The 25,878-nt window shown below is 57.2% G+C and carries 25 protein-coding genes and 1 other RNA gene; 12 read left to right on the top strand and 14 right to left on the bottom strand.

All coding sequences use genetic code 11. The annotated features are described in order from the left end of the window. Nucleotides 1-42: 42 nt before the first annotated feature. Entirely contained in the window at nucleotides 43-741 is a 699-nt protein-coding gene (locus tag BM347_RS04445; protein WP_093915158.1) for a corrinoid protein, read from the bottom strand. A gap of 201 nt (nucleotides 742-942) precedes the next feature. Here BM347_RS04445 and BM347_RS04440 point away from each other — a divergent pair, with 201 nt between their 5' ends. Further along, nucleotides 943-2,022, top strand: a complete 1,080-nt coding sequence (locus tag BM347_RS04440) for a PA0069 family radical SAM protein (protein WP_093915157.1) — start codon at nucleotides 943-945, stop codon at nucleotides 2,020-2,022. Here the strand turns inward: BM347_RS04440 and bmt are convergent. From bmt to BM347_RS04425, 3 genes are all read right to left on the bottom strand, one after another. Then, entirely contained in the window at nucleotides 2,019-3,041 is a 1,023-nt protein-coding gene (gene bmt / locus BM347_RS04435; protein WP_093915156.1) for a betaine--homocysteine S-methyltransferase, read from the bottom strand. The two genes, BM347_RS04440 and bmt, sit on opposite strands and share 4 nt — an antisense overlap. A 36-nt stretch (nucleotides 3,042-3,077) precedes the next feature. After that, nucleotides 3,078-4,940 carry a phosphatidylglycerol lysyltransferase domain-containing protein gene (locus BM347_RS04430; RefSeq protein WP_093915155.1) on the bottom strand — a complete coding sequence of 621 codons (1,863 nt, stop codon included), beginning with the start codon at nucleotides 4,938-4,940 and terminating at the stop codon, nucleotides 3,078-3,080. 130 nt (nucleotides 4,941-5,070) lie between these two features. Continuing rightward, the gene (locus BM347_RS04425; RefSeq protein WP_093915154.1) at nucleotides 5,071-5,388 is read right to left on the bottom strand and encodes a DUF1476 domain-containing protein; all 318 of its coding nucleotides are present in this window, start codon (nucleotides 5,386-5,388) and stop codon (nucleotides 5,071-5,073) included. Nucleotides 5,389-5,572: 184 nt separating this feature from the next. On the opposite strand from BM347_RS04425, the gene purC reads away from it, so the two are divergent. From purC to BM347_RS04400, 5 genes are read left to right on the top strand one after another with little or no spacing between them, the layout of a single operon-like run. Next, nucleotides 5,573-6,334: a phosphoribosylaminoimidazolesuccinocarboxamide synthase gene (gene purC / locus BM347_RS04420; RefSeq protein WP_093915428.1), complete on the top strand. Its 762-nt coding sequence runs from the start codon at nucleotides 5,573-5,575 to the stop codon at nucleotides 6,332-6,334. 52 nt (nucleotides 6,335-6,386) lie between these two features. Continuing rightward, nucleotides 6,387-6,617 (top strand): phosphoribosylformylglycinamidine synthase subunit PurS, encoded by a 231-nt coding sequence (gene purS, locus BM347_RS04415; RefSeq protein WP_093915153.1) that lies wholly within the window; start codon nucleotides 6,387-6,389, stop codon nucleotides 6,615-6,617. Further along, nucleotides 6,617-7,285 carry a phosphoribosylformylglycinamidine synthase subunit PurQ gene (gene purQ, locus BM347_RS04410; RefSeq protein WP_093915152.1) on the top strand — a complete coding sequence of 223 codons (669 nt, stop codon included), beginning with the start codon at nucleotides 6,617-6,619 and terminating at the stop codon, nucleotides 7,283-7,285. The genes purS and purQ overlap by 1 nt, the downstream gene beginning before the upstream one ends. A gap of 36 nt (nucleotides 7,286-7,321) precedes the next feature. Further along, on the top strand, nucleotides 7,322-9,082 hold the full coding sequence (locus BM347_RS04405; RefSeq protein WP_093915151.1) for a sensor histidine kinase: 1,761 nt from the start codon (nucleotides 7,322-7,324) through the stop codon (nucleotides 9,080-9,082). A gap of 3 nt (nucleotides 9,083-9,085) precedes the next feature. After that, the gene (locus BM347_RS04400; RefSeq protein ID WP_093915150.1) at nucleotides 9,086-10,420 is read left to right on the top strand and encodes a sigma-54-dependent transcriptional regulator; all 1,335 of its coding nucleotides are present in this window, start codon (nucleotides 9,086-9,088) and stop codon (nucleotides 10,418-10,420) included. Nucleotides 10,421-10,461: 41 nt separating this feature from the next. Here BM347_RS04400 and BM347_RS04395 read toward each other — a convergent pair whose 3' ends face one another. Continuing rightward, nucleotides 10,462-10,749, bottom strand: coding sequence for a hypothetical protein (locus tag BM347_RS04395; protein WP_093915149.1), 288 nt, complete (start codon nucleotides 10,747-10,749; stop codon nucleotides 10,462-10,464). 555 nt (nucleotides 10,750-11,304) lie between these two features. Between BM347_RS04395 and BM347_RS04390 the strand changes: the two genes are divergently transcribed. Continuing rightward, nucleotides 11,305-14,079 (top strand): Rne/Rng family ribonuclease, encoded by a 2,775-nt coding sequence (locus BM347_RS04390; protein ID WP_093915427.1) that lies wholly within the window; start codon nucleotides 11,305-11,307, stop codon nucleotides 14,077-14,079. Between the two features lie 54 nt (nucleotides 14,080-14,133). Here the strand turns inward: BM347_RS04390 and BM347_RS04385 are convergent, their stop codons facing one another. Continuing rightward, nucleotides 14,134-14,361, bottom strand: coding sequence for a sulfurtransferase TusA family protein (locus BM347_RS04385; RefSeq protein ID WP_093915148.1), 228 nt, complete (start codon nucleotides 14,359-14,361; stop codon nucleotides 14,134-14,136). Between the two features lie 102 nt (nucleotides 14,362-14,463). On the opposite strand from BM347_RS04385, the gene BM347_RS04380 reads away from it, so the two are divergent. The 4 genes from BM347_RS04380 to BM347_RS04365 all read left to right on the top strand — a co-directional run bounded on the left by BM347_RS04380 (nucleotide 14,464) and on the right by BM347_RS04365 (nucleotide 18,808). Then, nucleotides 14,464-15,216 carry a cytochrome c biogenesis CcdA family protein gene (locus BM347_RS04380; RefSeq protein ID WP_093915147.1) on the top strand — a complete coding sequence of 251 codons (753 nt, stop codon included), beginning with the start codon at nucleotides 14,464-14,466 and terminating at the stop codon, nucleotides 15,214-15,216. Nucleotides 15,217-15,271: 55 nt separating this feature from the next. Continuing rightward, a complete protein-coding gene (locus tag BM347_RS04375) occupies nucleotides 15,272-16,498 on the top strand; it encodes a hypothetical protein (RefSeq protein ID WP_093915146.1) in 1,227 nt (408 codons plus the stop codon). Further along, the gene (locus BM347_RS04370) at nucleotides 16,495-17,847 is read left to right on the top strand and encodes a cytochrome P450 (RefSeq protein WP_093915145.1); all 1,353 of its coding nucleotides are present in this window, start codon (nucleotides 16,495-16,497) and stop codon (nucleotides 17,845-17,847) included. The genes BM347_RS04375 and BM347_RS04370 overlap by 4 nt, the downstream gene beginning before the upstream one ends. Nucleotides 17,848-17,914: 67 nt before the next feature. Beyond that, nucleotides 17,915-18,808, top strand: coding sequence for a fructose bisphosphate aldolase (locus BM347_RS04365; protein ID WP_093915426.1), 894 nt, complete (start codon nucleotides 17,915-17,917; stop codon nucleotides 18,806-18,808). Nucleotides 18,809-19,101: 293 nt separating this feature from the next. On the opposite strand, the gene BM347_RS04355 is transcribed toward BM347_RS04365, so the two are convergent. The 8 genes from BM347_RS04355 to BM347_RS04320 form a co-directional block, all read right to left on the bottom strand. Next, entirely contained in the window at nucleotides 19,102-19,335 is a 234-nt protein-coding gene (locus BM347_RS04355) for a ribbon-helix-helix domain-containing protein (RefSeq protein ID WP_093915143.1), read from the bottom strand. After that, nucleotides 19,332-19,508 carry a DUF4169 family protein gene (locus BM347_RS04350; RefSeq protein ID WP_093915142.1) on the bottom strand — a complete coding sequence of 59 codons (177 nt, stop codon included), beginning with the start codon at nucleotides 19,506-19,508 and terminating at the stop codon, nucleotides 19,332-19,334. The genes BM347_RS04355 and BM347_RS04350 overlap by 4 nt, the downstream gene beginning before the upstream one ends. Next, nucleotides 19,505-20,899: a class II fumarate hydratase gene (fumC, locus tag BM347_RS04345; protein WP_093915141.1), complete on the bottom strand. Its 1,395-nt coding sequence runs from the start codon at nucleotides 20,897-20,899 to the stop codon at nucleotides 19,505-19,507. Before fumC ends, BM347_RS04350 begins: the two co-directional genes overlap by 4 nt. A gap of 102 nt (nucleotides 20,900-21,001) precedes the next feature. Next, the gene (locus BM347_RS04340; protein ID WP_093915140.1) at nucleotides 21,002-21,469 is read right to left on the bottom strand and encodes an SspB family protein; all 468 of its coding nucleotides are present in this window, start codon (nucleotides 21,467-21,469) and stop codon (nucleotides 21,002-21,004) included. Nucleotides 21,470-21,570: 101 nt separating this feature from the next. Beyond that, entirely contained in the window at nucleotides 21,571-22,821 is a 1,251-nt protein-coding gene (gene chrA, locus BM347_RS04335) for a chromate efflux transporter (protein WP_093915139.1), read from the bottom strand. Then, nucleotides 22,818-23,633 (bottom strand): chromate resistance protein ChrB domain-containing protein, encoded by an 816-nt coding sequence (locus tag BM347_RS04330; protein ID WP_093915138.1) that lies wholly within the window; start codon nucleotides 23,631-23,633, stop codon nucleotides 22,818-22,820. Before BM347_RS04330 ends, chrA begins: the two co-directional genes overlap by 4 nt. A 244-nt stretch (nucleotides 23,634-23,877) precedes the next feature. Next, nucleotides 23,878-24,224: a transfer-messenger RNA gene (gene ssrA / locus BM347_RS04325) on the bottom strand. Nucleotides 24,225-24,256: 32 nt separating this feature from the next. Continuing rightward, the gene (locus tag BM347_RS04320) at nucleotides 24,257-24,997 is read right to left on the bottom strand and encodes a FadR/GntR family transcriptional regulator (RefSeq protein WP_093915137.1); all 741 of its coding nucleotides are present in this window, start codon (nucleotides 24,995-24,997) and stop codon (nucleotides 24,257-24,259) included. Nucleotides 24,998-25,088: 91 nt separating this feature from the next. On the opposite strand from BM347_RS04320, the gene BM347_RS04315 reads away from it, so the two are divergent. Further along, entirely contained in the window at nucleotides 25,089-25,877 is a 789-nt protein-coding gene (locus tag BM347_RS04315; protein ID WP_093915136.1) for a DUF2182 domain-containing protein, read from the top strand. Nucleotide 25,878: the final 1 nt, after the last annotated feature.

The following is a 25,878-nucleotide window of genomic DNA, read 5'->3' as shown; positions in this document are numbered from 1 at the left end:
CCCTCCGGTCAGGAGAGGCCTTGCACTTAAATGATCAAAACCTCAGGCTTTGGCGCTATTGTGTTTGCGGCTGACCCATTCCTTGGCGGTTTCCACGGCAACTGCTGCGTCGCGGCAATAGGCATCTGCGCCGATGGCCTTGCCGAATTCTTCGTTAAGGGGGGCACCGCCGACCAAAACGATGTAGTCATCGCGGATGCCCTGTTCGACCATCGTGTCGATGACCACCTTCATATAGGGCATTGTGGTCGTCAAAAGCGCGGACATACCCAAGATATCGGGCCCTTCGGTTTCCATCGCCTCGAGATACTTTTCGACGGAGTTGTTGATGCCCAGATCGACGACCTCGAAGCCGGCACCCTCCATCATCATCGACACAAGGTTTTTGCCGATGTCGTGAATGTCGCCTTTGACCGTGCCAATGACCATTTTACCAACGCGCGGCGCGCCGGTTTCTGCTAGCAAGGGTTTGAGGATGGCCATGCCGCCCTTCATCGCGTTGGCGGCCAGCAGCACCTCGGGCACGAACAAAATACCGTCACGGAAATCCGCACCAACGATGGTCATGCCGCCAACAAGCGCCTTGGTCAGCACGTCATAAGGGGCCCAACCGCGACCGATCAGAATGTTTACGCCTTCTTCGATTTCTTCGCGCAAGCCGTCATAAAGATCGTCAAACATCTGTTGAACAAGATCTTCGTCGTTCAGTTCGGCAAGGATAATTTCGTCTTCATCCGACATCGTCGTTCCTCATCGGTTAGCGTGCCCATGGGGCTTTTGTTCTTGTGTCATGAAATCAGGACAAACCGCGTGCATTTTGCGACACGGTCGGCTTCACAAGCGACGCATTCATGCAGGTTAAATTAGCGTCAATGGTCCTGTAAAACAATGGCTTGGCAGTCTTTACTTGACGATGTTCTTATTTTGTTCCAGAAGATTTTAATGGATCGTGAGGACATCAGATTTAAACTTGCTGGGCGGGGTACATCGTCAAACCACGCGGGGCGGTTTGAACGGTTTTCCACCACTGCAATTGATGACGGATGGGCGGGCGATGATGATCCTTTGCCCGTGTTGCGGACCCAGGTCAGCGTGGAAATACCGCGCAGTGTGATCAGCTATAATCGGTCGCCGGATTTGCCGTTTGACAGGTCGATTAATCCATATCGGGGATGCGAACACGGGTGTGTTTACTGTTTTGCCCGGCCCAGCCATGCGTATCTGGGAATGTCGCCGGGTCTGGATTTTGAAACCCGGCTGATTGCGCGGCCCGACGCGCCGGATGTGTTGCGCCGCGAATTGGCAGGCAAACGCTATCAGGTTGCCCCGATCGCGATTGGAACGAACACCGATCCCTATCAGCCGATCGAGAAAGATCACCAGATCATGCGGCGGTTGCTTGAGGTTTTGTCAGAGGTGAATCATCCCGTGGCGATTGTCACCAAGGGAAGCCTGATTGAGCGGGACATTGATATTTTGGCGGACATGGCGCAGCGGGAGCTGGTGCGGGTTGGGGTTTCGGTTACCACGCTTGATGCGAAGCTTGGCCGGTTGATGGAACCGCGGGTGCCCGCGCCAAAACGCAGATTGCAGATCATTGAGAGGCTGGCAAATGCCGATATTCCGGTGCGGGTCATGGCCTCGCCGCTTGTGCCTGCGTTGACCGACCCTGAGTTGGAGGCGATTTTGCAAGCGGGGCGTGATGCGGGGGCGCAATCTGCCAGCTGGATTATGCTGCGCTTGCCCCGCGAAGTGTCGATGTTGATGCAAGATTGGCTGCAGCAGCATTACCCGGATCGGGCGGAGCGCATTATGTCGCGTTTGCGCGAAATGCACGGCGGCAAGGAATATGACGCCAATTGGCATACCCGCATGCGCGGCGAAGGCCCCTATGCCCAGATCATCGCGCAACGCTTTGATCTGGCGGTCAAACGGCTGGGGCTTTCCACGCTATTGCCGCCCATGCGCTGTGATCTGTTTCGCCCGCCCAAACGGGCAAGCGCGCAGTTGGATTTGTTTTAGCTGGTTTTTGAACCGCGGCGGCCGCGGCGGGGGGCGCGTACCGGACCTTCGCCATCAGTGCCATCGCTGGCTGACGAAAACGGGCCCAAGGCTTCGACGATTTGTTCCAAGCTGGGTGCGTCACCTTTGGGGCGGCTATCAAGGGCCGCGCGCATATGCACCAGATGTTCGGGCATGGTGCCGCAGCAGCCGCCGATGATGGACGCGCCGCAATTGCGGGCCAGTTCAGCGTAATCGGCCATCAATTCGGGCGTGCCGTCATAGTGGATGTGGCCTTCGACATATTTTGGGATGCCCGCATTGCCCTTGGACACGATCGGGGTTGGCATGCCCTTGGCGGCAAAGCCCAAAACCGTGCGCAACACGTCTGACGCACCTGTGCCGCAGTTTGCGCCATAGGCCAGCGGCATGTTTTCAAGTTCGTGAACCATGTCGACCATGGCCGCAGATGTCATGCCCATCATGGTGCGTCCGGCTGTGTCAAAGCTCATCGTGCCAACCCAATCGAGACCGGCCAGTTTGAACCCTTCGGCAGCGGCGCGGTATTCTTCGGGGGCGCTGATTGTTTCAAGCCAGCCCACATCGGCACCGCCAGCCTTTAGGCCATCAGCGGTCTCGTGAAACATCTCGACGGCCAGCGCGTGGGTCAAGGGGCCTACGGGTTCCATAATCTCGCCGGTGGGACCGACGGAGCCTGCGACGATCACCTTGCGTCCTGCGGTGTCTGCCACTTCGCGGGCCAATTCGGCGGAAACGCGGCTTAGCTCATGCGCGCGTTTTTCCGCGCCGTGCAGTTTCAGCCGCGATGCATTCGCGCCAAAGGAATTGGTCAGGAAGATATCGCTGCCTGACTCAACGGCACCTTTATAGAGTTTGATGATATTTTGCGGCTCGTCCGTGTTCCACATTTCGGGCGCGTCACCAGACATCAGCCCCATGTTGAACAGGTTTGTGCCAGTGGCACCATCCGCCAGCAGCGTGCCTTTTTCAGCCAGAAGATCGGTAAGAGGATTTGACATGAAAGGCTCCGCAAAAAGATGTGATTTCGCGTCATCTCACGATGCTAAACGTGGGGCAACCTCATAATTTTCATCATCGTAATGAGATTGGCTATCATTCGGAGGGCGGCCGGGCCGGTGAACGGCGCGGGCGATATCCACCAAGGCAAGCGTAAGCAGCGCGCGGTTTGGGGCCGCAGCATAGAGCGGCTGCCAGTTGGGGCGGAAGTTTGATTTGAACTGGCGCAGACCCGGCCCGCCCATTTTGCGCACCACGATCTGAGACAGCTTAACCATTAGTGCCGAGGAAGGATCGGGGCAGGCTGGCACGGCAGCAAGGCTGAGACGGGCAATGCCTTGGCTCGCGGCATCGCGGATTGCGGCGTGAACAAGCGTGTGCATGGTGCCATCTGGGGCGTCCGGATCCTGACGCATCAGGTCAAGGCACCATTCGCGGCTGGTGCGGTGAAAGCTGGCAAAGGCGACAAGGCGGCCCTTGTGATGTGCCAGATACACTTGTTGATGGGCCACATATTCCGGGGCGAATATCCCCATCGTTCCGCCACGCGCGCCGCCACGGGTCTGCTGCCAACGATGATCAATGCGAGCCATGTCAGGCAGGGGCAGGTGCGCTGGCTGCGATATGATTATCTGTGCCTTGTCAGCGGCACGCAGCTTGCGGCGCAGGCTTCGAAATGGGGCGGTGGTGGTGGCAAACTTTATTGGATTCACGACAGCCTCGTCCGCGACATGGGAAACAAACCAGCCTTTTTGACGGGCCGGTAGCGCAGTGCGGGCAGAGCATTTATATAGGGCCGGGATCAGGTTTCGGTCACGCGCTTGGGTTGAAACCGTCGCAATAGGGTCCTGTGCGTCGCCCGTCAGCGGGTCAAACAGGGCGCAAAGCGTTTGGCTGCAGGGCCAAAGGGCGCTGTGATCTGCAATAAAACCACCGTTCTGCCGGATCACGCCAACTTCGGCCCTTGGGGCGGTTGAGATATCACCTATTGCGTGGGATTTTGTCTCGTGGCTGCGGGTATAGGGCTTTAGCATCAGCGCCATCGCGATCAACGCCGGTACTGCATAGTAAATTGCACGAAAGGCGATGATCCCGGTCAGAACCGGCACCGCGTCGCCCCCCGGAAGGGCGGCGAAAAACACCAATTCAAATGGCCCAACACCCCCCGGTGTCCCGCTGAGCAATGCCGAGCCGAGGGCGATCAGAAACAGGGGAAGTACAACGGTAAAAGATATCTCGCCCCCCGGAATAAGCAGGTATAGCGCCGTTGCAGCGGCCAGCAGATCAATTACCGTCCACAGCAAGATCGAGGCGAGCGCACGCAGACTGGGCAGGCGAAACTTGAAGCGGCCCAGAGAAATTACAGGACAGAGATACAGGCCAGTCACCGCGGCGGGCAGGGTGGTGACAACAATGACAGAAGGCCAGAACATGAAGGCCGGTGCCGGAAAGATAAGGCAGGCCACAGCCGCCACAACCAGCAATGCCACCATGAATGTCAGGCAGACAAAAACCGACAGACGCAGGGCCATCGCCATCGAGATATCGGGCAACATGCGCCAGCGTGCAAGCGCACCGGTCAGCACCCCGAGGCCGAGGGTCTGCGCCAAAGCAATGGCGATGGTGCCCGCACCGCAAGCCTGCAAGGTTGGCGTACCGGTTCCCAAATGACGGTGCGCCACCGCGTCGTAGCGGCCAAGCGCAAGAAAGCTGAGACCTGTGCAGCAGGCCGCCAGCACGACAGACAACGGATCAAGGCCGCGCAATTCGGCGGTAACATCCCGCCAGAACCCCGCAGACAGCTGACCGGTCAAGACCCACAAGCACACCGCGCCAATTGCAACCGAGACGGCAAGCTGCGCAGCGCGCGCGCCTTGCCCCGAAAGAAGCCATTTAATCATGGTTGTGTTCCCCGACCCAACGTGGGCCGGAATATGAGGCCGGCATCCTTCCAATAAGTTAAGATCACCAAAAAACGCGCCCCAGATTTAACTCAAAGGCGCGCTTGTTTTTCTACGATGTCGTGGTGGGTTAGCTTAGGTCCTGCATCAGCTGCGCCTTGGCCTCGGTCGTCAGCTCGGCCATCTTGGCGCGAATTGTCGCCTCGTCTGCGCGGCTGCCCAGATCGCCGGAAACTTTACGATAGACGTCTTCTTCGCCGGCTTCTTCAAAATCTGACTTCACAACCTCGGCGGCATAGGCGGATGCATCATCGCCTGTCTTGCCGAGCAAACCCGCTGCCCAAAGACCCAGCAATTTGTTTCGCCGCGCCTCGGCTTTGAACTGCATTTCCGAATCGTGTGCGAACTTGTTTTCAAAGGCGTTCTCACGGTCATTAAAGGTCGACATATGTGTTCTCCTGAAAATGTGACTTGGGTGATTAATAGATGGGAATGGTTTCGGCCTGCCACAAGTGTTGGCAGCGGTGCGGCACTGCAGGTCATACGCTTGCGCGAAAGGGATGGTTGGACTATGTGACACCTCAAAGGCCCGACGGCCCCTGCCGTTCGCCTGATGTCTGGAAGGTATGCGCATGGCCCGTCGCACCAAAATCTATGAAGGCAATGCCAAGATCCTGTACGAGGGGCCGGAGCCGGGGACGATTGTCCAGTATTTCAAGGATGACACTGCCTCTATCGGGTCCGGCAAACAGGCCGTGATCGAAGGCAAGGGTGTGTTGAATAACCGGTTGTCCGAGTTTTTCATGACCGGGCTGAACAGCATCGGTGTACCGACCCATTTCATCAAACGTCTGAACATGCGCGAGCAATTGATCCGTCAGGCCGAGATTGTTCCGCTGGAAATCGTCGTGCGCAACTATGCCGCGGGAAGTTTTTCAAAGCGGCTAGGGATCGAAGAAAGCATGCAATTGCCGCGCCCTATCGTTGAATACCACTACAAAAACAACGAACTCGGGAACCCGCTGGTCACCGAGGAACATATCGCGGCCTTTGGTTGGGCGGGCCAGCAGGATATGGAAGACATCCTGAGCCTGTCCTTGCGCGTCAATGATTTCATGTCCGGCGTGATGATGGCCGTCGGCATCCGGCTGCTGGATTTCAAGATCGAGGTTGGCCGCGTCTATGACGGTGATTTCCAGCGTTTGATCATCGCAGACGAGATCAGCCCGGACAGCTGCCGCTTGTGGGATATGGAAACCGGCCAAAAGCTGGATAAGGATGTGTTTCGCCGCGACCCAGGCGCGCTGGCAGATGCCTATACCGAAGTCGCACGGCGTTTGGGGGTGATGCCCAAGACGTCGACACCGATGATGAAACCGACGTTGATCAATTGAGGCAGGCGTCGGATATGAGTTTATTTTGCAAAATGAAGCAGGGGGACGCGCCATGAAAGCACGGGTGCATGTGATGTTGAAGAACGGTGTTCTGGATCCGCAAGGCGAGGCCGTGCGCCATGCGCTTGGGGCCATGGGCTTTGACGGGGTCAAAGGCGTGCGTCAGGGCAAGGTGATTGAGCTTGATCTGGATGCAGGCGTGACCGAGGCCGATGTTGAGGCGATGTGCGAGAAGCTGTTGGCCAATACGGTGATCGAATCCTACAGCGTGGAGATGATCTGATGCATGCAGCCGTCGTCGTTTTTCCGGGTTCCAACTGTGACCGTGATCTGGCGGTTGCATTCGAGGCCGCCGGGGCCAAGGTTTCGATGGTTTGGCACAAGGACACGGAACTGCCCTCTGGTGTCGATATCGTCGGCGTACCTGGCGGTTTTTCCTATGGTGATTACCTGCGCTGCGGGGCGATTGCGGCGAATTCACCGATCTGCCGCGAAGTGGCTGCACATGCGGAGCGTGGCGGCTATGTCATGGGGATCTGCAACGGCTTTCAGGTATTGACGGAAACCGGTCTGTTGCCGGGCGCGTTGCTGCGCAATGCCGGTTTGAAATACATCTGCAAGACAGTGGGACTGAAGGTTGCCACGTCGGATAGTGATTTCACATCCGGTTATAACGCCGGTGCCGTGATCGATATTCCCATCGCGCATCACGATGGCAACTATTACGCGGATTCCGATACCATCACCGAGTTGCTGGCAGAGGACCGTGTTGCCTTTACCTATGAGGACAACCCGAACGGCGCGCAGGCTGATATTGCGGGCATCTTGTCGGCCAACCGGCGCGTGCTTGGCATGATGCCGCACCCCGAGCGCCGGGCCGACCCTGTGCATGGTGGCACCGACGGGGTGGCGCTCTTCCGCGCATTGGCGGGTGCACTGGTCACAGCGTGACTTGAGTGCATGGCCGAGGTTGCGTAGATTGGGGTAATGAGCCAATCAACGCCCCCTAGCGCCTATCCTATATCAGTCAGCTGGCGTTTGCGGCTGGCTTTGGCGATCTTATTGGTGATTGCGGTTGCCACGATTGCGATCACAAACAAGCTGCTGACGGACAGGTTCACCGACAGCACCCGTAACCGAGCCGAACTGCGGATTGCATTATACAGTGGTAACCTGCTGGCTGAATTGCGGCAGAATGCGATTGTGCCGCAGCTGCTGGCGCGGGACCCCACGTTGATCCAGGCCTTGATCCAGGCCGATTATTCCCTGTCCACGCAGCGCTTGATCTCATTTGTTGAAGAAATCGGCGCGGCGTCTTTGATGCTGTATGACATCGATGGGCGGATGGTGGCGGCGACGGATCGTAATCGTTTGGGCGCAACGCACCGTACGGATGCGTATTTTGTGGATGCTTTACGTTCAAACTCCACAGTATTCAGCGTTATTCCGCGCGAAACCGGCGGTTATCAGTTCTTTTATTCGCGGCGCATCCAACAGGGTGGCGCGACCCTTGGGGTGATTGCAGCCGAGGTGGATTTGCAACGGTTTGAACGTGCTTGGGCCGGTATTTCGGATGCGGTGATCGTGACCGACAGCACTGGTAACATCATCATGGCGACCGAGCCCCGTTGGCGCGGCCTGACCGAGACCGAGGCGCTGTCGAACCAGACCCCGCAAAGCGCGATTGAACGCGCGATCAAAGCCACAGCAGATTGGACGGCCTTGCCCCCCGATGCCTATCTACAGGGCGAGGCCGTGATGCGGCTTTCCTCGCGTATTCCGTTTCGCGGCTGGCGGATTACCAGCTATACGACCTATGCGTCGGTGCGTGAAAAGGTGAATGGCGTTCTGGCGCTTGAGGTGATGGGCTTCGCGATCTTGCTGGCCCTGACATTCTATGCGCTAAGCCGGCAAACCGCTGGCAGGGCGGCCTTGTTCCAGCGCGAATCCACTGAACTGCGGGCGCTGAACGCGGCCTTGCAACGGGAAATTGCCGAGCGCAAGCGTATGCAAGAAACTTTGGCCGTAGCCGAGCAAACCCTTGAGCAGTCAAGCAAATTGGCAGCCTTGGGCGAGATGTCAGCCGCGGTCAGTCACGAGTTAAACCAACCGCTCGCGGCGATGAAAACCTATCTGGCAGGCGCGCGGTTGTTGATCAGGCGTAACCGCACGGATGAGGCGTTGTCGTCTTTTGGCCGAATTGACGATCTGATTGAACGGATGGGGGCGATCACCCGGCAACTCAAAAGCTATGCACGCAAAGGGCAAGAGAGTTTCTCGCCCTTTGATATGCGTGATGCGCTGGCATCGTCGCTGTCGATGATGGAACCACAATTGCGACAGCGTCAGGTACATATCAACCGCATCTTGCCTGATGCGCCCGTGCGGGTGATGGGCGACCGGATGCGGGTGGAACAAGTGTTGGTCAATCTCTTGCGCAATGCGTTGGATGCCACCAAGTCAGAACGTAACCCACAGGTCGAGATTATGCTTTCGGCGGGCGAGACCGCCACCTTGACTGTGCGGGATAACGGCCCGGGCATCGAGGATCTCGATGCGTTGTTCGAACCGTTTTACACAACCAAGCAGCCCGGCGATGGAGTTGGGCTAGGGCTTGCGATCTCATCCGGTATTGTCACCGAATTGGGGGGCAGGCTGACAGCGCGCAACGGCCAAAATGGCGGCGCGGTCTTTGAAATGCAGCTGCCCATTATGGCCAGCACAGATAACACACAGGCGGCAGAGTAAATTATGGCTCAGGCAATGAAAATCGCGATTGTTGATGATGAACAGGACATGCGGCAATCGATCAGCCAATGGTTGGCGTTGTCAGGATACGACACTGAAACCTTCCCAAGCGCGGAAGATGCGTTGAAAAAGCTGGGGCCGGATTACCCCGGCATCGTGATTTCCGACATCAAGATGCCCGGCATGGGCGGGATGGAGTTCCTGAAAAAGCTGATGGGCAGTGACAGCGCGCTGCCGGTGATCATGATCACTGGTCACGGCGATGTCCCAATGGCGGTTGAGGCAATGCGCGTGGGAGCGTTCGACTTCCTTGAGAAACCCTTTAATCCCGACCGGATGAGCGAGCTGGCAAAGAAAGCCACCAGCGCGCGGCGTCTGGTGATGGACAACCGTGCCCTGCGTCGGGAATTGTCCGACGGCACCCAGCTGATGAAAAAGCTGATCGGCGGGTCGCCGGTGATGGAACGTCTGCGCGAGGATATCCTTGATCTGGGGCAAGCCGACGGTCACGTGTTGATCGACGGTGAAACCGGGACGGGCAAGACACTGGTCGCCCATGCGCTCCATGCGGTCGGGTCACGTGCGGGCAAGAAATTTGTGCTGGTCAGCTGTGCCGCGCTTGAGGAAGACGCCCTGAGCAAACGCCTGTTTGGCCCGATGATGCCCGAAGACGCGCAATTGCCCGCGATTGAGGAAGCCCGCGGCGGCACGCTGGTGCTTGAGGGGATCGAGGCGCTGAGCGAGACGCTGCAAGCGCGGCTGTTAAGTGCGATCAACGAACAAGGCACCCCGGCCGAAACGCGGATTGTCGCGATCTCGAACCTGCAAGAGGCGGGGCGTACGTCGGAGGACGCGCTGCGCCCGGATCTATTCTATCGGTTGGCGGCGTTGCGTATCACCGTGCCGCCCTTGCGCCAGCGTGGTGAGGATATTCTGACCCTGTTCACACGGCTGAGCGAAGAGTTTGCCGATGAATACGGTTGCGATGCGCCGCAAGTATCCGCGCAGGAAGCTGCGCAACTGTTGCAGGCCCCATGGCCCGGCAATGTGCGCCAGCTGATCAATGTGGCGGAGCGTGCGGTGCTGCAATCGCGGCGCGGATCGGGGTCAATCGCATCGCTGCTGATGACCGATCACGAGGAAATGCAGCCGGTGATGACCACGGACGGTAAACCGCTCAAGGAATATGTTGAAGCATTCGAGCGGATGCTGATCGACAACACCATGCGCCGCCACAAAGGGTCAATCGCATCCGTGATGGACGAATTATGCCTGCCGCGCCGGACCTTGAATGAAAAGATGGCGAAATACGGATTGCAGCGCTCGGATTATCTCTGAACGTTGATCGTTTTGCCTAAACCCAGATTAGACGCGCGAGGTTACAGCCGCGTCTCGATCAACTGCTTTGCGGCACCGTTTTCATCGGTATAGCAGGTCCAGGGCGCGATGCCCGGCACGTTGATGATATATTGGCGCGTCTCGACGATTGGGATCGTCGTGTTGATCACACCGCCTGAAACACCGGTGTGTTTTTCAACAGCGCGAAGGCAGCTTCTGTGGGCCTTTAGTTCGGCGCGCGCTGCAGGGTCGTTTGCAACAGCCATATCTTCGCAAGCGGTAAGCACCATGAATGGCAGGCAAAGCGCAAAGCGCAGGGAAACGTGCATCTTATCTTCCTTATTTTCGGGGCAAGCCCCACCGTAGGTCCAATCCCAATATCGACCAACAGGCCTGATACGAGTGTTTCCCACACGCAGACGTGATGTCAAGCAATGGCACTTTTGGCCGCGCAATGGCCCATACCAAATCGCTCCAAACGCGATTGACCATTGTCATTTGCCCGCTTCTACCTTTAATTGGGTACAGGGCTGATTGCGTTACAGACGCAATCGCAGACCCTTTGACAGTTTCGCTGCCTCGGTTACCCGGCAAACCGGTGTCCAGGCAGACCGATAAGGCCCTTAAAAAAGGCCAGAGAACCGCTGACGGATGGCATGGGCCAAGGCCCTGATCAAAAGCAGTAATTAATGGATGTGAACCGCGCCAAGGTGCCTTTCACGTCGGAGAAGAACCGCGATGACGCGCGCAGACGCCACGAGCAGACAAACAGGCGGCCTTTTGGGCCCTGTTTTAGCCGCGTCACCTATCGCCCTGACAAGACATACCCTGCCGCGAGGTGCCCCACCCGGACACCTGCGTGCGCAGCTGTGCAAAATGGATTTATGCCTAAGAAAATGCTTATCGATGCCACCCACGCTGAGGAAACTCGCGTTGTTGTGGTTGACGGAAACAAGGTCGAGGAATTCGACTTTGAATCAGAGAATAAACGCCAGCTAGCTGGCAACATCTACCTCGCGAAAGTCACGCGGGTAGAGCCTTCATTGCAGGCGGCCTTTGTGGATTATGGTGGAAATCGCCATGGTTTCCTGGCGTTCTCGGAAATTCACCCTGACTATTACCAAATCCCCGTCGCCGACCGTATCGCGCTGATGGAGGAAGAACGTGCCTATGCCGAAGCGCAAGCCGCCAAGGACGAGGACGACGAAAAACCCAAGCGCCGCACCCGGTCACGCAGCCGCAGCAAGGCCAAAGCCGAAGACACGGTAAGCGAAGATGCCGTGGCCACCAAGGATGCGGATAGCGATCAAATCGACGGTATGGAAACCGTTGATCTGGACGACGAGGAAGGGTCCTCTCCGATGGAGCGTGTCGCCGAGACGCCCGTTGAAGAACCCGATCAGGATGAGGCATCTTCGGATGCTGACGACAGCGACGCCGATGTAGATGGCGACGATGACGAGCCCGAAGCGAAAGCCAAAGACGCATCTTCAAAAGATGACAGCATCGAATCTGTTGCGGATGATGACGACCAGGAAGACCTGCGTCCGGCGCGCAAGCCACGCCCGAAGCGCTATAAAATTCAGGAAGTCGTAAAAGTACGTCAAATCCTGTTGATTCAGGTCGTCAAAGAAGAGCGCGGCAACAAAGGCGCTGCCTTGACCACCTATTTGTCGCTGGCAGGCCGTTATTGCGTCTTGATGCCCAACACCGCACGTGGGGGCGGGATCAGCCGCAAGATCACCAACGCCGCAGACCGCAAGAAGCTGAAAGAGATCGCAAACGAAATTCAGGTGCCCAAGGGCGCGGGCCTAATTGTCCGGACCGCCGGTGCTCAGCGCACCAAGGCCGAGATCAAGCGTGACTATGAATATCTGCAACGCCTGTGGGAGCAAATTCGCGAGCTGACGTTGAAATCAATCGCGCCTGCGAAAATCTATGAAGAGGGCGACCTGATCAAACGGTCGATTCGCGATCTTTATAACCGCGATATCGACGAAGTATTTGTCGAAGGCGAGCGCGGCTACCGCATTGCCAAGGACTTCATGAAAATGATCATGCCGTCCCACGCGAAAAACGTGAAGCTCTACAGTGATTCATTGCCGTTGTTCGCGCGCTATCAGGTCGAAAGCTATCTTTCGGGTATGTTCAACCCAACGGTACAATTGCCGTCGGGGGGCTATATCGTGATCGGCGTGACCGAAGCCTTGGTTGCAATCGACGTCAACTCGGGTCGTGCCACCAAAGAAGGTTCGATCGAACAGACAGCGACCAAGACAAACCTTGAGGCCGCCGCCGAGGTTGCCCGTCAATTGCGTCTGCGCGATCTGGCTGGTCTGATTGTCATCGACTTTATCGATATGGACGAGCGCCGGAATAACATCGCCGTCGAAAAGATGATGAAGGACAAGTTGAAAACCGACCGTGCGCGCATCCAGGTGGGCCGAATCTCGGGCTTTGGTTTGATGGAAATGTCCCGCCAACGTCTGCGCCCCGGCATGATCGAGGCAACGACCCAGCCCTGCCACGTGTGCCACGGCACAGGGTTGATCCGGTCGGATGACAACCTTGCCCTGTCGATCCTGCGCGAGATCGAAGAAGAGGGGACACGCAAACGGTCCCGCGAGGTGTTGGTGACAGCGCCTGTCGGTATCGCCAACTTCTTGATGAACCAAAAGCGTGAGCATATCGCCCATATCGAGGGCCGCTATGGCATGTCCGTGCGCATCGAAGGCGACCCGACATTGGTCAGCCCCGATTTCAAGATCGAAAAGTTCAAAACGGCCACACGTGTGGTTGCACAAATCGAACATGTCGTGTCGGTCGATACTAGCCTGATGGATGAAATCGACGAACAAGAGGCCGAGACCGTAGACGCTGATGAAGGCGCGAACGAAGATCAACCGGCGAACCGTGGCAATGGCCGCGCGCATGACAATGACGGTGAGGATAACGAGGGCGAGGGTAAACCAAAACGCCGTCGCCGCCGTCGCCGTCGTCGCGGTGGTAAATCCAACGGGGATGATGCTGCAAACGGTGAGAACAACGGCGCTGAAAGCGCAACGTCGGACGATAACCAGCCTGCTGAGGCCAAGCCCGACGATAGCGATGCTGGTGCCAAGGCAGATGATGCGGCTGAAAAAACCGCTGACGCTGACGCAACCGAGGCAAAACCCGAAGCTGCTGAAAAGCCCAAGCGTACCCGTCGGCCCCGCAAGCCCAAGGCCGACGTCGCAGCGGAGGCCGATAGCGCCGATGCGACAGTGAGTGCTGAAGCGACAGACGCGGCCGAGGAAGCGGCCGAAGAAAAGCCCACGCCTAAAAAGCGAACCCGCACGCGCAAGCCCAAGGTTGCAGAGGAAGACAAAGCCGACGGCAAATCCGACGACAAGCCGGAGAAAAAGCCAGCTAGAAAGTCGAAACCAAAGCCGGAGCCAACGCCGGTTCCAGCGCCCGAGCCTGCGCCGGTAGAGCCAACACCGGCACCGGTTGAGGTTCCGATTGAAGCGCCAGTCGAGGTACCGCCAACGCAAGAGGTGGCACCCGCACCGGCAGTGGAAGAGGTCCCCGACCAGACCGCTGCGCCAGCGCCTGAAAAGGTCGAGGGAAAACCCGCCAAGCCAAGACGGCGCGGTTGGTGGTCATTGGGCGGCTCGTAAGCTGACAAAATACTGAAAAGGCAGGCCTTCGGGTCTGCCTTTTGCATTTGGGGGCTATTTCTTGCGGATCACATAGGTCTGCGGGGTCGTATCCAAATCCTGACGGATCAGATCATGCCCTGCCTCGGCGCAAAAATGCGGGATATCGATGATCGCGGCAGGATCATCAGCCTGAACTTCCAATACGCCGCCCGACGGGATCGCCTGCAACCGCTTGCGCGCTTTGAGCACGGGCAGGGGGCACAGCAGCCCGGTCGCATCAAGGATATGTTCATCATTCATAAGTCTCAGATAAGGCAGATGTTTCAAAGCGTCCACAACCTTGTGACAGGCCGCCGCGCAACAACGCGTGACGCCACCGCCAAAGCGCAGTAAAGATGCGATATGTTTGGAATTGATCTGATTGACGCTGGCCTGCTGCCCGCCATTTTCATCGCATTGACGGCGGGGATTATCAGTTTCCTCAGCCCTTGCGTCTTGCCGATTGTACCGCCCTATCTGGCCTATATGAGCGGCGTCACCCTAAACGATATGTCCGCCGTCGGATCAGCGCGGCGCAAGGCGATCATTGCAGCGCTGTTCTTTGTCATGGGGCTTAGCACAGTCTTTTTGATCCTCGGCTTTACCGCGTCGGCATTCGGTGCATTTTTCTTGCAAAATCAACTGCTTTTCGCCCGCGTGTCCGGCATTGTAGTGATCATTTTTGGCCTGCATTTTCTGGGCGTCTTCCGCATTCCGTTTCTGGATCAAGAGGCGCGATTGGATGCAGGTGACAAGGGCGGATCGTCCTTTGGGGCCTATGTGTTGGGCCTTGCATTTGCCTTTGGCTGGACGCCTTGCATCGGGCCGCAACTGGGGGCGATCCTGTCGCTTGCCGCGTCCGAGGCATCGGTGGCACGCGGTACCTTGCTGCTGGGGGTCTATGCGGCGGGGCTTGGCATTCCGTTCTTGCTGGCCGCGATGTTCATCACCCGCGCTACGCTGCTGATGAACCGGATCAAACCCTATATGAAGCTGATCGAACGGATCATGGGATTGCTGTTGATCGCCGTCGGCGTCGCGCTGCTGACCGGTGCTTTCTCGGCGTTTTCATTCTGGCTACTCGAAAGCTTTCCTGCACTCGGATCACTGGGCTAGACACCTTACACTTGGCTAAAAACCTGTCTAAGCTGCGGCTAACGACAGGTGGGACATGGCCGCAGAAATCGATCAATCAGTCAAACGGCGCCGGGTGTTCTACATTCCGGGCTATGACCCGATCCATCCCCGTCGCTACCGCGAATTATACCGCAAGGAATCCGGGGATCAGGCGCGGATTTCCGGTTATGAAATCGGGCTAAAGCCGAAAACCACCAAGGGTATTTATGGCTGGGTCGTTGATGCCGAAATCGACGGGGCGCAGGTGAATGCGCAGGTTGAGGTGTTGGTGTGGTCCGACATCGTGCGCGTGTCGATGCACAATTCGATTTTGGCGACCTATGCGCAATTGATCCGCACTGCATGGGTATATATCGCGTCCGGCGCGTTGTGGCGGTTGATGCAACTGCGCAAAGGTCCCGTGATTGCAGCGCTTTACCCTGTGGGGATGTTGTTGTTGCAGTTGGCGGTTGCCGTTCTGATCGGGGCGTTGGCCTATGCCGCGCTGACCTATTTCGGCGGACCCTTTTGGACCAGGGGCCTTGCAGCGGCGGTTAGTGTGGTTGTGGGATGGGCGGTGTTGAGCGGGTTCAAGAAACGGGACGGCAGGTTCTACGCCCACTATCTGATGCATGATTTCGCCTATGGCGCTGCCTTGCGCGGCGCGAACCCGCCCGCGCTTGAGGCGCGAATGACTCAGTTCGGCACGGCAATTGCCGAGGCGTTGAAATCCGATGTGGATGAGGTGTTGGTGGTCGGTCATTCCTCGGGCGCGCATTTGGGTGTGTCCGTTCTGGCCGATCTGGTGCGGGCGGGGGCGGTGCCTGACAAGGGTCCCAAGTTGGGGTTTCTGACACTGGGGCAGGTGGTGCCGATGGTATCGTTTCTGCGTGACGCTCATCGGTTACGCGCCGACCTGCGGTATTTGTCGCAGCGGGACGAACTGACCTGGATCGACGTGACAGCTCCGGGCGACGGTTGCTCCTTTGCGCTGTGCGACCCCGTGGCGGTGTCCGGTGTCGCACCGGAAAATCAGAAATGGCCGTTGGTCTTTTCGGCGGCGTTTACCCAATCGCTCAGCCCTGCACGTTGGAAGGAATTACGCTGGCGGTTTTTTCATCTGCATTTTCAGTACCTTTGCGCATTCGATGCGCCCAAAGACTATGATTACTTTCAGATCACGGCGGGGCCAAAAACGCTTGCTGAACGCTATGCGGACCGGCCCGCGTCAAAGTCGCGTATCGTGAAACCGGTGAATAAATTCACCTCGGTTACGCCATGACCCAGCCGCCCAAACCAGACAGTAGGCCTGATAAGGTGTCCCTGTGGCGCTATGCCAAGCTGTTTCGGCGCGACATCCTGTCGGCGCAACCTGTCCGTTTGTACCGTGCTTGGATGGCCGAGTTTAAGACGCCGTTTTTCCGCAGCTATCTGATCAACCAGCCTGATCTGATCAAAACCGTGCTAAAAGACCGGCCTGATGACTTTCCCAAATCGAACCGCATTGGCGAAGGGCTGCGGGTTTTGCTGGGGAACTCTGTGTTTTTGACCAATGGTAAAACATGGAAACGTCAGCGGCGCATTATCGATCCTGCCTTTGAAGGGGGGCGGTTGCGCAGCAGCTTTCCCGCCATGTGGGAGGCGGCCGAGGCGATGGCCAAGCGGCTGGAGCCGCAAGCGGGCCAAGTAATTGAGATCGAAGCGGAAACCAGCCACGCCGCGGCTGATGTGATTTTTCGCACGCTGTTTTCATTGCCTATCGAACATCATCTGGCGCGCGAGGTGTTTGAAGAGTTCAAAACCTATCAACGTAGCCAGCCGATCCTGAACATCGCGGCATTTATCCCATTGCCGCGCTGGTTGCCGCGTTTGTTTCGCAAAGACACAAAATCAAGTGCGGCGAAGATCCGGCGCTTGATCACAGAGCTGACCGAAGCGCGGATGGTCGAGATTGCAAAAGGCACCGCGCCAGAGGATCTGGCCACCAAGATCATGACAACTGTCGACCCCGAGGACGGCGGCACCTTTAGCACCCAAGAAATGGTCGATCAGGTCGCGATCTTTTTCCTAGCGGGGCACGAGACCAGCGCATCGGCGCTGGCGTGGGCGTTGTATTTGATGGCCACGCACACTGACTGGCAGGATAAATTGGCCGAAGAAGCGCAGCAAATCGATATCTGCGACTTCGCTGTTATGTCCAAGCTCCGCCTGAGCCGGGATGTGTTCCGAGAGACGCTGCGGCTTTATCCTCCGGTGCCTATGATGGTCCGAGAGGCAACCTGTCCGGAGCAGTTCCGGGGCCGTGACGTTAAAACGGGCGCGCAAATCGTGATCAGCCCCTGGCATCTGCATCGGCAGGAACGTTTGTGGGACAATCCCGATGGCTTTGATCCCATGCGGTGGCACAGCGAAAACGGGCAGAAATGTCAGCGCGAGGCCTATCTGCCCTTTAGCGCGGGGCCACGTGTCTGCCCGGGGGCGGGTTTCGCGATGATCGAAGGGCCGTTGATCCTGTCGCGTCTTTTGCGTGACTATCGGGTCGCGGCGGTTGCATCAAAACTGCCCGTGCCGGTCGCACATCTGACGGTAAGGTCACAGAACGGCATTTGGCTGCGTCTTGTCCGACGCTAACGATATATCATCGCGCGTTGAGATGCATTAAACCATGCAAAACGGAATCAGTAAGGGCCGAACCACCATGAGCACGACAGACGCACAACGCACACAGATGGCAACCGGCAACGGCTTTGTTGCCGCATTGGACCAGTCCGGTGGGTCAACGCCAAAGGCGCTTAGCTTGTACGGCGTTGAACCGTCGGATTATTCTGGCGACGCGGAAATGTTTCAAGCGATGCATGACATGCGCGCGCGGATTATCCTCGCAGATGATTTCACCAGCGACAAAGTTCTGGGTGCGATCCTGTTTGAACGCACGATGGACGATACAATCAATGGTAAACCCGTCGCCGATGTTTTGTGGAATGATCGCGGCGTCGTGCCGTTTCTAAAGATCGATAAGGGCCTTGAGGACGAAGCAAATGGCGTTCAACTTCTCAAACCGATGCCCGATCTGGATGCATTATTGAAGCGGGCCAAGGCGGCCGGGATTTTCGGTACGAAAGAACGCTCTGTGATCCAATCGGCCAATGCATATGGCATCCGCGAAGTGGTTGCACAGCAATTCGAGGTCGCAAAAGCCGTCTGCGCCGCAGGTTTGGTGCCGATTATCGAGCCCGAGGTGAACATTCATTCCGATAGTAAAACGGACTGCGAGGATATACTGAAAACGGAGTTGGAAAACCAGCTTGCCTTGTTGGGTCCGGATCAAATTGTGATGCTAAAGCTGACACTGCCCGAGAAAGCAGGGTTGTATGATGATCTTGCTGACTTGCCGAATGTTTTGCGGGTTGTTGCACTGTCGGGGGGCTATTCGACCGATGATGCCAGCGCACGTCTGAGCAAAAATAGGAAGATGATCGCAAGCTTTTCGCGTGCTTTGACCGAAGGGTTGAACGTGAAGATGACGGATGCAGAATTTAACGCTGCATTGGGCGCAAACATCGACAAGATTTACAAAGCATCAGTGGCGTAACAAGACGGAATTTTTCAAAAATTCCGAACCGTTTTCTTTCAAAGAAAACGTCTACAGAACAACGCGGACCGGTTCCTGATTACAGAAAATCACGAGCTGGCCCGCGTTCTCTACCGCGTGAAATCCGCGGCGCATTAATTCCTGCTCGAATTCTGCTTTCCCCACATATCGTTCAATGTCCCGCATTTTGCGGCGTATCACACCGCCGCTACGCGCAGATTTAGAACTGAATAAATCTAGAACCCATTGATTGGGGGATAAGGGGGAAGGGCGTGCCAGTATCATACGAAACGTTATTCCGACGTTGGTAAACGTTCCTTTAAGCTCCGCAGAACAAAGACCCGAATAGCCGAGGCAAGGCCGGCTTCCATTCCACGATCTGCATCAATTTTCGTCACAAGCGCATTGATCGGAAGATTAAGATCCGCGGCGATTTCCTTGAACTCACTCCAGAATTCATCTTCGAGAGAGATCGATGTTCGGTGACCCCGTAGGGTCACCGAATGTTTGACAGGCCGCGCGCTCATGTCTCGCGCTTATGGGCTTCCAGATTGCGCGAGATTTGCGCCAGACGTTCTTTCAGCACCTCTTTTTGGTCCTTGCTTTGACCGAATTGCACTGAATTTTCATCAGCGCGGGCCTTGCGAGACGCGCGGTTGCGCTCTTTCTTGACCTTATTGAGGTTAATGGGGGCGCTCATTCTTTTGGTCCGATCATTTGCTCCGGCCGCACCACGCGGTCGAATGTTTCTGCATCAACAAAGCCCAAGGCGATTGCTTCTTCCTTGAGGGTCGTGCCGTTCTTGTGGGCGGTTTTGGCAACCTTGGTCGCGTTGTCGTAACCAATGGTCGGCGCGAGGGCCGTTACCAGCATCAGGCTTTCTTTCATCAGCTTGTCGATGCGTTCGACATTGGCTTGCGTGCCGACAACCATATTGTCCGTGAACGCCGACGCGCTATCACCCAAAAGCTGCATGGATTGCAATACGTTATAGCTCATCATCGGGTTATAGACGTTCAGCTCAAAATGGCCCTGCGATCCAGCAAAGCCAACGGCGGCGTCATTACCCATGACATGGGCGCAGACCATTGTCAGCGCTTCGGCCTGCGTGGGGTTCACCTTGCCCGGCATGATCGATGATCCCGGCTCGTTCTCCGGCAAGATCAGCTCGCCCAGACCGGACCGCGGGCCGGAGCCCAGCAAACGCATGTCATTGGCGATCTTGAACAGCGATCCCGCAACGGTTTTCAACGCGCCCGAGAACATGACCATCGCGTCATGGGCGGCCAGCGATTCAAACTTGTTTGGTGCCGTGACAAAGGGCAGGTCGGTGATCTGCGCCATGTGCGCGGCGACCGCCTCCGCCCAGCCTTTTTTGGTGTTCAAACCGGTACCGACCGCTGTGCCGCCTTGGGCCAGCTCGTAGATGTCGGGCAGGCAGGCGTTGACGCGTTCAATGCCTTTGGCGACCTGATGCGCGTAGCCGGAAAATTCCTGGCCCAGCGTCAGTGGCGTCGCGTCCTGGGTGTGGGTGCGGCCGATCTTGATGATGTCCTTGAAATCTTCCGATTTGGCGGCCAGCGCATCGTGCAGCTTTTGCAAGCCGGGCAGCAACACATCACGGGCCTGCATGGCAATCGCCACATGCATCGCCGTGGGGAATGTATCGTTGGACGATTGCCCCATGTTACAGTGATCATTGGGGTGAACGGGTGTCTTAGACCCCATTTCGCCGCCCAGCATTTCGATGGCACGGTTCGAGATAACTTCGTTCGCGTTCATGTTCGACTGGGTGCCAGAACCTGTCTGCCACACAACCAAGGGAAAGTTATCGTCGAACTTGCCGTCAATCACTTCGGAGGCCGCGGCGACAATCGCGTTGCCAACCTCGGCGCTCAGCCCGCCTTGCTTGAGGTTCTCCATCGCACAGGCTTTCTTCACCACACCCAAGGCGCGGATGATCGGCACCGGCTGTTTTTCCCAACCAATGGGGAAATTGATGATCGACCGCTGGGTCTGCGCCCCCCAATATTTATCGGAAGGGACTTCCAACGGGCCAAAGCTGTCTGTTTCTGTGCGTGTATCGGCCATGTGCAGGCTCCTGATCTTGGCAATATGTTGGATCAGGGTTTAGCCTGCGCGGGGGCGCGGCGCAATCAAGCGATGGCGCTAACGCCACTGCAATCTGCCAAGTTATTTGCGAAAACTGTCCAAAGACACGATTTCGGCAGCCTTGGGCGTGTCTTCAGCGACCTCAAGCTCGCTTTCGTCTTGTTGGGTCAGATCCGCGTCATCGTCTTCGACGCTCTCTTGTTGCTCGAATTTCAGGCCAAACTCGACAGAGGGGTCAACGAATGTGCGGATCGCGTCATAGGGGATATACATCGGCTCTGGCGCGTCGCCAAAGTTGAGCGTTACCGAGAATCCCTCGTCTGTGACCTCAAGCTTGTCATACCAATGTTGCATGACTACGGTCATCTCGCCGGGATAGCGGTCAGAGAGCCAATCAGCCAACTCTGCATCGGGATGTTCGGTGTCGAAGGTGATGAAAAAATGATGATTTCCGGGCAAACCATTCGCTGCCACGTCCAAAAGCACCTGCCGGATCAGTCCGCGCATGGCGTCGTGCATCAGATTGCCATACTCAATGCTTCGGCTCATTGTACCTGTCTAACTCCCAAAGTTGTTAGAGCTAGCATACGCCATTTAGCATCAGTGAAAAGGGGCAACCTGAAGCAGATTTAAAATGGGTCCCGCAGGATTTACCCAACGAGGGCAGGAACAAGCGCTGCGGCACCGAGCACAGCCATGGTGAAGACAAATCCGCGTCCGAGAACAAGCATTAATATGCCAGCCAACCCGGTCAGGATCATCGCCGTAAGGTTAAAGCTGGACCAGACCGGCAAGGGCATCGCCAGAATGCCGGCGGGTATAACCTTTCCAAACAGGACATGCAGGCCAAACCACACAGAAAGATTACCGATCACCCCGACGACAGCGGCGGTAATGGCGCGCAGGGCAGATCCAAGACGCGGTTGTGTCGAAATCGCTTCAAGATAGGGGCCCGCAAGGAATATCCAAAGAAAACACGGGGTAAAGGTCACCCACAGCGCCAATAGACCAGCCACGATCGCACCGGTGACGCCACTTTGCGCGAATCCGGCCAGCAGGGCGACAAATTCGGTCACTAAAATCAGCGGGCCGGGGGTGGTTTCGGCCAGACCCAACGCATCGATCATCTGCTGGGTGGTGATCCAGCCGTAATCTTGCACAACGCTTTGGGTCATATAGGCTAAAACCGCATAGGCACCGCCAAACGTCACCACCGCCAGCTTTGAGAAAAACAAACCCAGTTGCAGCAGAAACTCCTGCCCCATGGCCCAAACCAGCAGCAGCGGCGCGGCCCATAGCGCGCCCCAAATCAATCCGGTCTTCAGCGGTCTGGCGGCCCCCGCAGACGGGGCATCCACCGGTTCAACCGGCCCGGATTGACGGCTAAAGCCCCACAGTCCCGCGGCGAGGATGATCAACGGGAAAGGCAGCCCCAAGATGAAAAGCGCCGCAAAAGATGCAAGCGCCAGCACCCAACCTTCGGTGCCGGTCAATGCCTTTGCCGCGACCTTTCTAAGCGCTTGGAAAACCACGATGATCACGGCGGCTTTGATGCCCAGAAACGCGGCCTGAACCAGGGGCAGCTGGCCGTAATAGGCATAACCCAAGGCCAATATGCCAATCACCACCGCGCCGGGCACCACAAACAGAAGCCCCGCCAACAGCCCGCCCGCCGTCCCGCGCAATCGCCAGCCTGCATAGGTAGCCAGTTGCATGGCTTCGGGTCCGGGCAACAACATGCACAGCGACAGCGCCCGCAGATATGCGGCCTCGGTCAGCCAGCCGTGCTTTTCCACCAATTCCCGGTGCATCAGCGCGATTTGGGCGGCAGGCCCGCCGAAGGACAGCAGGCCAATCCTTCCGAAAACCTGCCCCATGCGAGACCAGCTTGGCGCGCTCATGCGCTGCGATCCCCGGGCCAGTCATGGGTTTCACCTGCGCCGTCGCGGGCCCAACGAAACAATGCATCATACATCAGCAAACCCTGCGCCAACTGGTCTTGGTCCTCTTTAAACTGGCGGGACAACCCCACAGACAAGGCCAACAGCCCGGCCGCCTCGGGGGCCAGATCATGGCGGTTGGTATCGGCGGCTCGTATGACCAAGGCCAGTTGATCCAATGGCGCGCAATGCAGTTCAAACACGTCCAGCATTGTGTCAAAGGTGCAGTTCTCTCCCTGATGGGAAAACGCGACCCCTTCAACATCAAAGGGCACCGCTCCAAAGCGATCTGCCACCGCCAGCACTTCGCTTGGCGAAACGAACAAGAACCGCGCAGCCGGATCGACAAAACGCCGGATCAACCATGGGCAGGCAATGCGGTCGATCTTGGGCCGGTGGCGGGTCACCCACAGGCTCGCGCCGTCCACAGGCTCGGGCAGGGCAGCAGCGGGAACACGCACAGTGTCGGGGTGATCGCGCCACGCCTGCATGCCGCCCGCCAGATATTCCGCGGCAATGCCATCAGCGCGCAGCCGCGCCGCGAGCCCTTGGCCCAGTTTGATGCCTCTTGCACAGATTATGACGCAAGGCCGCCCGGCCAGAATGTCCTTTAGGCCTGCAACATCTTTATGGGTGTGCCGAATGGCACCGGGGATCAGATAGGGATCTTCGTTGAAATCAGAGTCTGTGCAAATATCAACCAGCACGGGCGCATCAGTTGTGCCGATCAGGCGCAACAGTTGCGGGACGGTAATTCCATTCAGAGCAGCCATAGCATGCATCCTTTCATAGCGGAAACATGCGAACTTCTGGCTGGCGCCTCACGGGGCGTTCGCGGAAATCCCCATGAAAACTTTCTGACACACCAACATACACCACGTCAAGCTGCGCGGATCGTCTATTCCAAATGGAAAAAATCCTCGCCGAAGGCATCTTTTGGACAGTCAGCAGCATCAGGAGGGACGGCAGCAATGGACCAAAAAGCCAGATCAAGGGGCAAATCAGGGGGAGGGGTAAAGTGCAGGTTTCTGTTGCCAGGTACCTGCGAACCCCGCCTTAGGTCGCTAAACGTAAGGACTTAAGTTTCAATAGTTCCGGTCGCTTACGCGGCCATCGCCATTGGAGCACGATTGTCATTTGCAATTGTACATTTTACGCCGATAACGGTGGCAGTCAGCCGAGATAAGGCTACATCTTTAGACGTTCGTCGATCCTATTTCGACCCCATGATCCGCAAATGACGGATTATTGGTGGAGTCGCCGGGTACCGCCCCCGGGTCCGAACCGCTTATTACATGCGCGTTTATACCCATAGTCCCGAAGGACAATCATAACATAGGAAGCTGCGCAGGGTTTGCAAGGCGTCATCGGCGCGAAAACCGATAAAGATAGCAGGTCAAACTTGAGCAGTATTTCCGCTGCGCTGCGCAAAAATACGGTGGGCAAGGGCTTGGGTCTCGGCCTCAAGCGCAGTGAGCCCGGCACTGGCTGCGGCACCGTCGCCAGCCTCGATCGCATCGGCAATTGAGATATGCAGCGCGATGATTGCATCGCGGGATCGGGCGGTGAAGGTGATCATGTTCATCAGCGGCTGCATTGCCTCGACCGCACCGGCAAGCTGATAGGACAGCACCGGATTGCCCGCGCCATCGACCAAGGCACGGTGAAAGGCGACATCAGAGGCGCAAAATTCCTCATCGGTCAAATTCGCTTCGCCTTGTACCTTAATTTCATCCCGCATTGCATTGATATGGTACTGTTTTCGGCGCTCAGATGATAGCGGCGCGCAGGCGCGTTCCAAGGCATATCGCGCTTCGCAGGCGGTCTCGAAACTCACATCATTCATCGACAACAGCAGCGTCGAGGTGGTGATCTGCTGGGCTTGCGCTGCCTCAAAGCTGATACGATTGACGAAAGCGCCGCCAGTTGCCCCGCGCTGTGTGCGGATCAGGGATTGCGCTGCCAGCCGTTTCAGCGCCTCTCGGACTGTGGCGCGGGATACGTTGAATTTCAGCGATAGCTCCGCCTCCGAGGGCAAGCGCTCGTCCACAATCAATGCACCACTTACGATGGCATCACGAATATTCGCAGCGATCTGCGCCGATAGGTCGGCTGAGGGGACAAGTTTAGATTTCATATGTCTTACATTTAATATTTGGAAAAACTTTAAATGTCTGACATTATTTTTTCAAGCACCGAGTCGCGCAAGTCTGGGAGGATAGCGTCACATGGCACCCGTCATTCGTTCCGCTCTTTGGCTTGGCTTTTTCGGCGTGATTTTGGCCGCTTGGGTCATGATGTATGTGATGAGCACTGGCATGGGGCTGGATCTGCTGGGCCGTCCCGACGCCATGGGCCAAATGATGCGCGGCATGGACCCGCGCATGGACATGTATATGCCCATGGCCAGTTTCGGGCCTTTGGCCGTGATGTGGGCGGCGATGATGGCGGCGATGATGCTGCCTACGATGATCCCGACTCTGCGCAGCTACGAAGACCTCATGGTCAGTGCCAACGGCACGCGGGCAGGGTGGTTTGGCGTGTTGCTGGGCTATTTCATCATGTGGGTCGGCTTTGCGCTTGTCATCGCGGCGGTGCAGATGGCGCTGCTGTATGGTGGGGTCATCGACATGCTGGGCATCGCGAAATCACGCTGGTTTGCCGCCGCATTATTGCTGGCCGTGGGGGTGTTTCAATTCACCCGCGCCAAGGAAATCTGCCACGGCGTGTGTCATTCCCCGATGATGTATTTCATGGGCCATTGGCGCGCGGGCTTTGCGGGCGGTGTGCGCATGGGGCTGGGGCTTGGCACGTTTTGCGTGGCCTGTTGCTGGGGTTTCATGGCGCTTGGCTTTGCGGGCGGTGTGATGAATTTGGCATGGATGGGGCTGGCCACGGTATTCATGGTTCTCGAAAAATTGCCCCAGATCGGGTTGAAAGTGATAAAACCGTTGGGTGTCCTGCTGATCCTTGGCGCATGCGCCGTGGCAGCTTGGCCCTTGTATTCAGGAGGATAAG

This window comes from Sulfitobacter marinus (assembly GCF_900116285.1).
Classification (GTDB): domain Bacteria; phylum Pseudomonadota; class Alphaproteobacteria; order Rhodobacterales; family Rhodobacteraceae; genus Sulfitobacter; species Sulfitobacter marinus.
The sequence above is the reverse complement of the archived record's forward strand: the minus strand, read 5'-3'. Positions and strand labels throughout refer to the sequence as shown.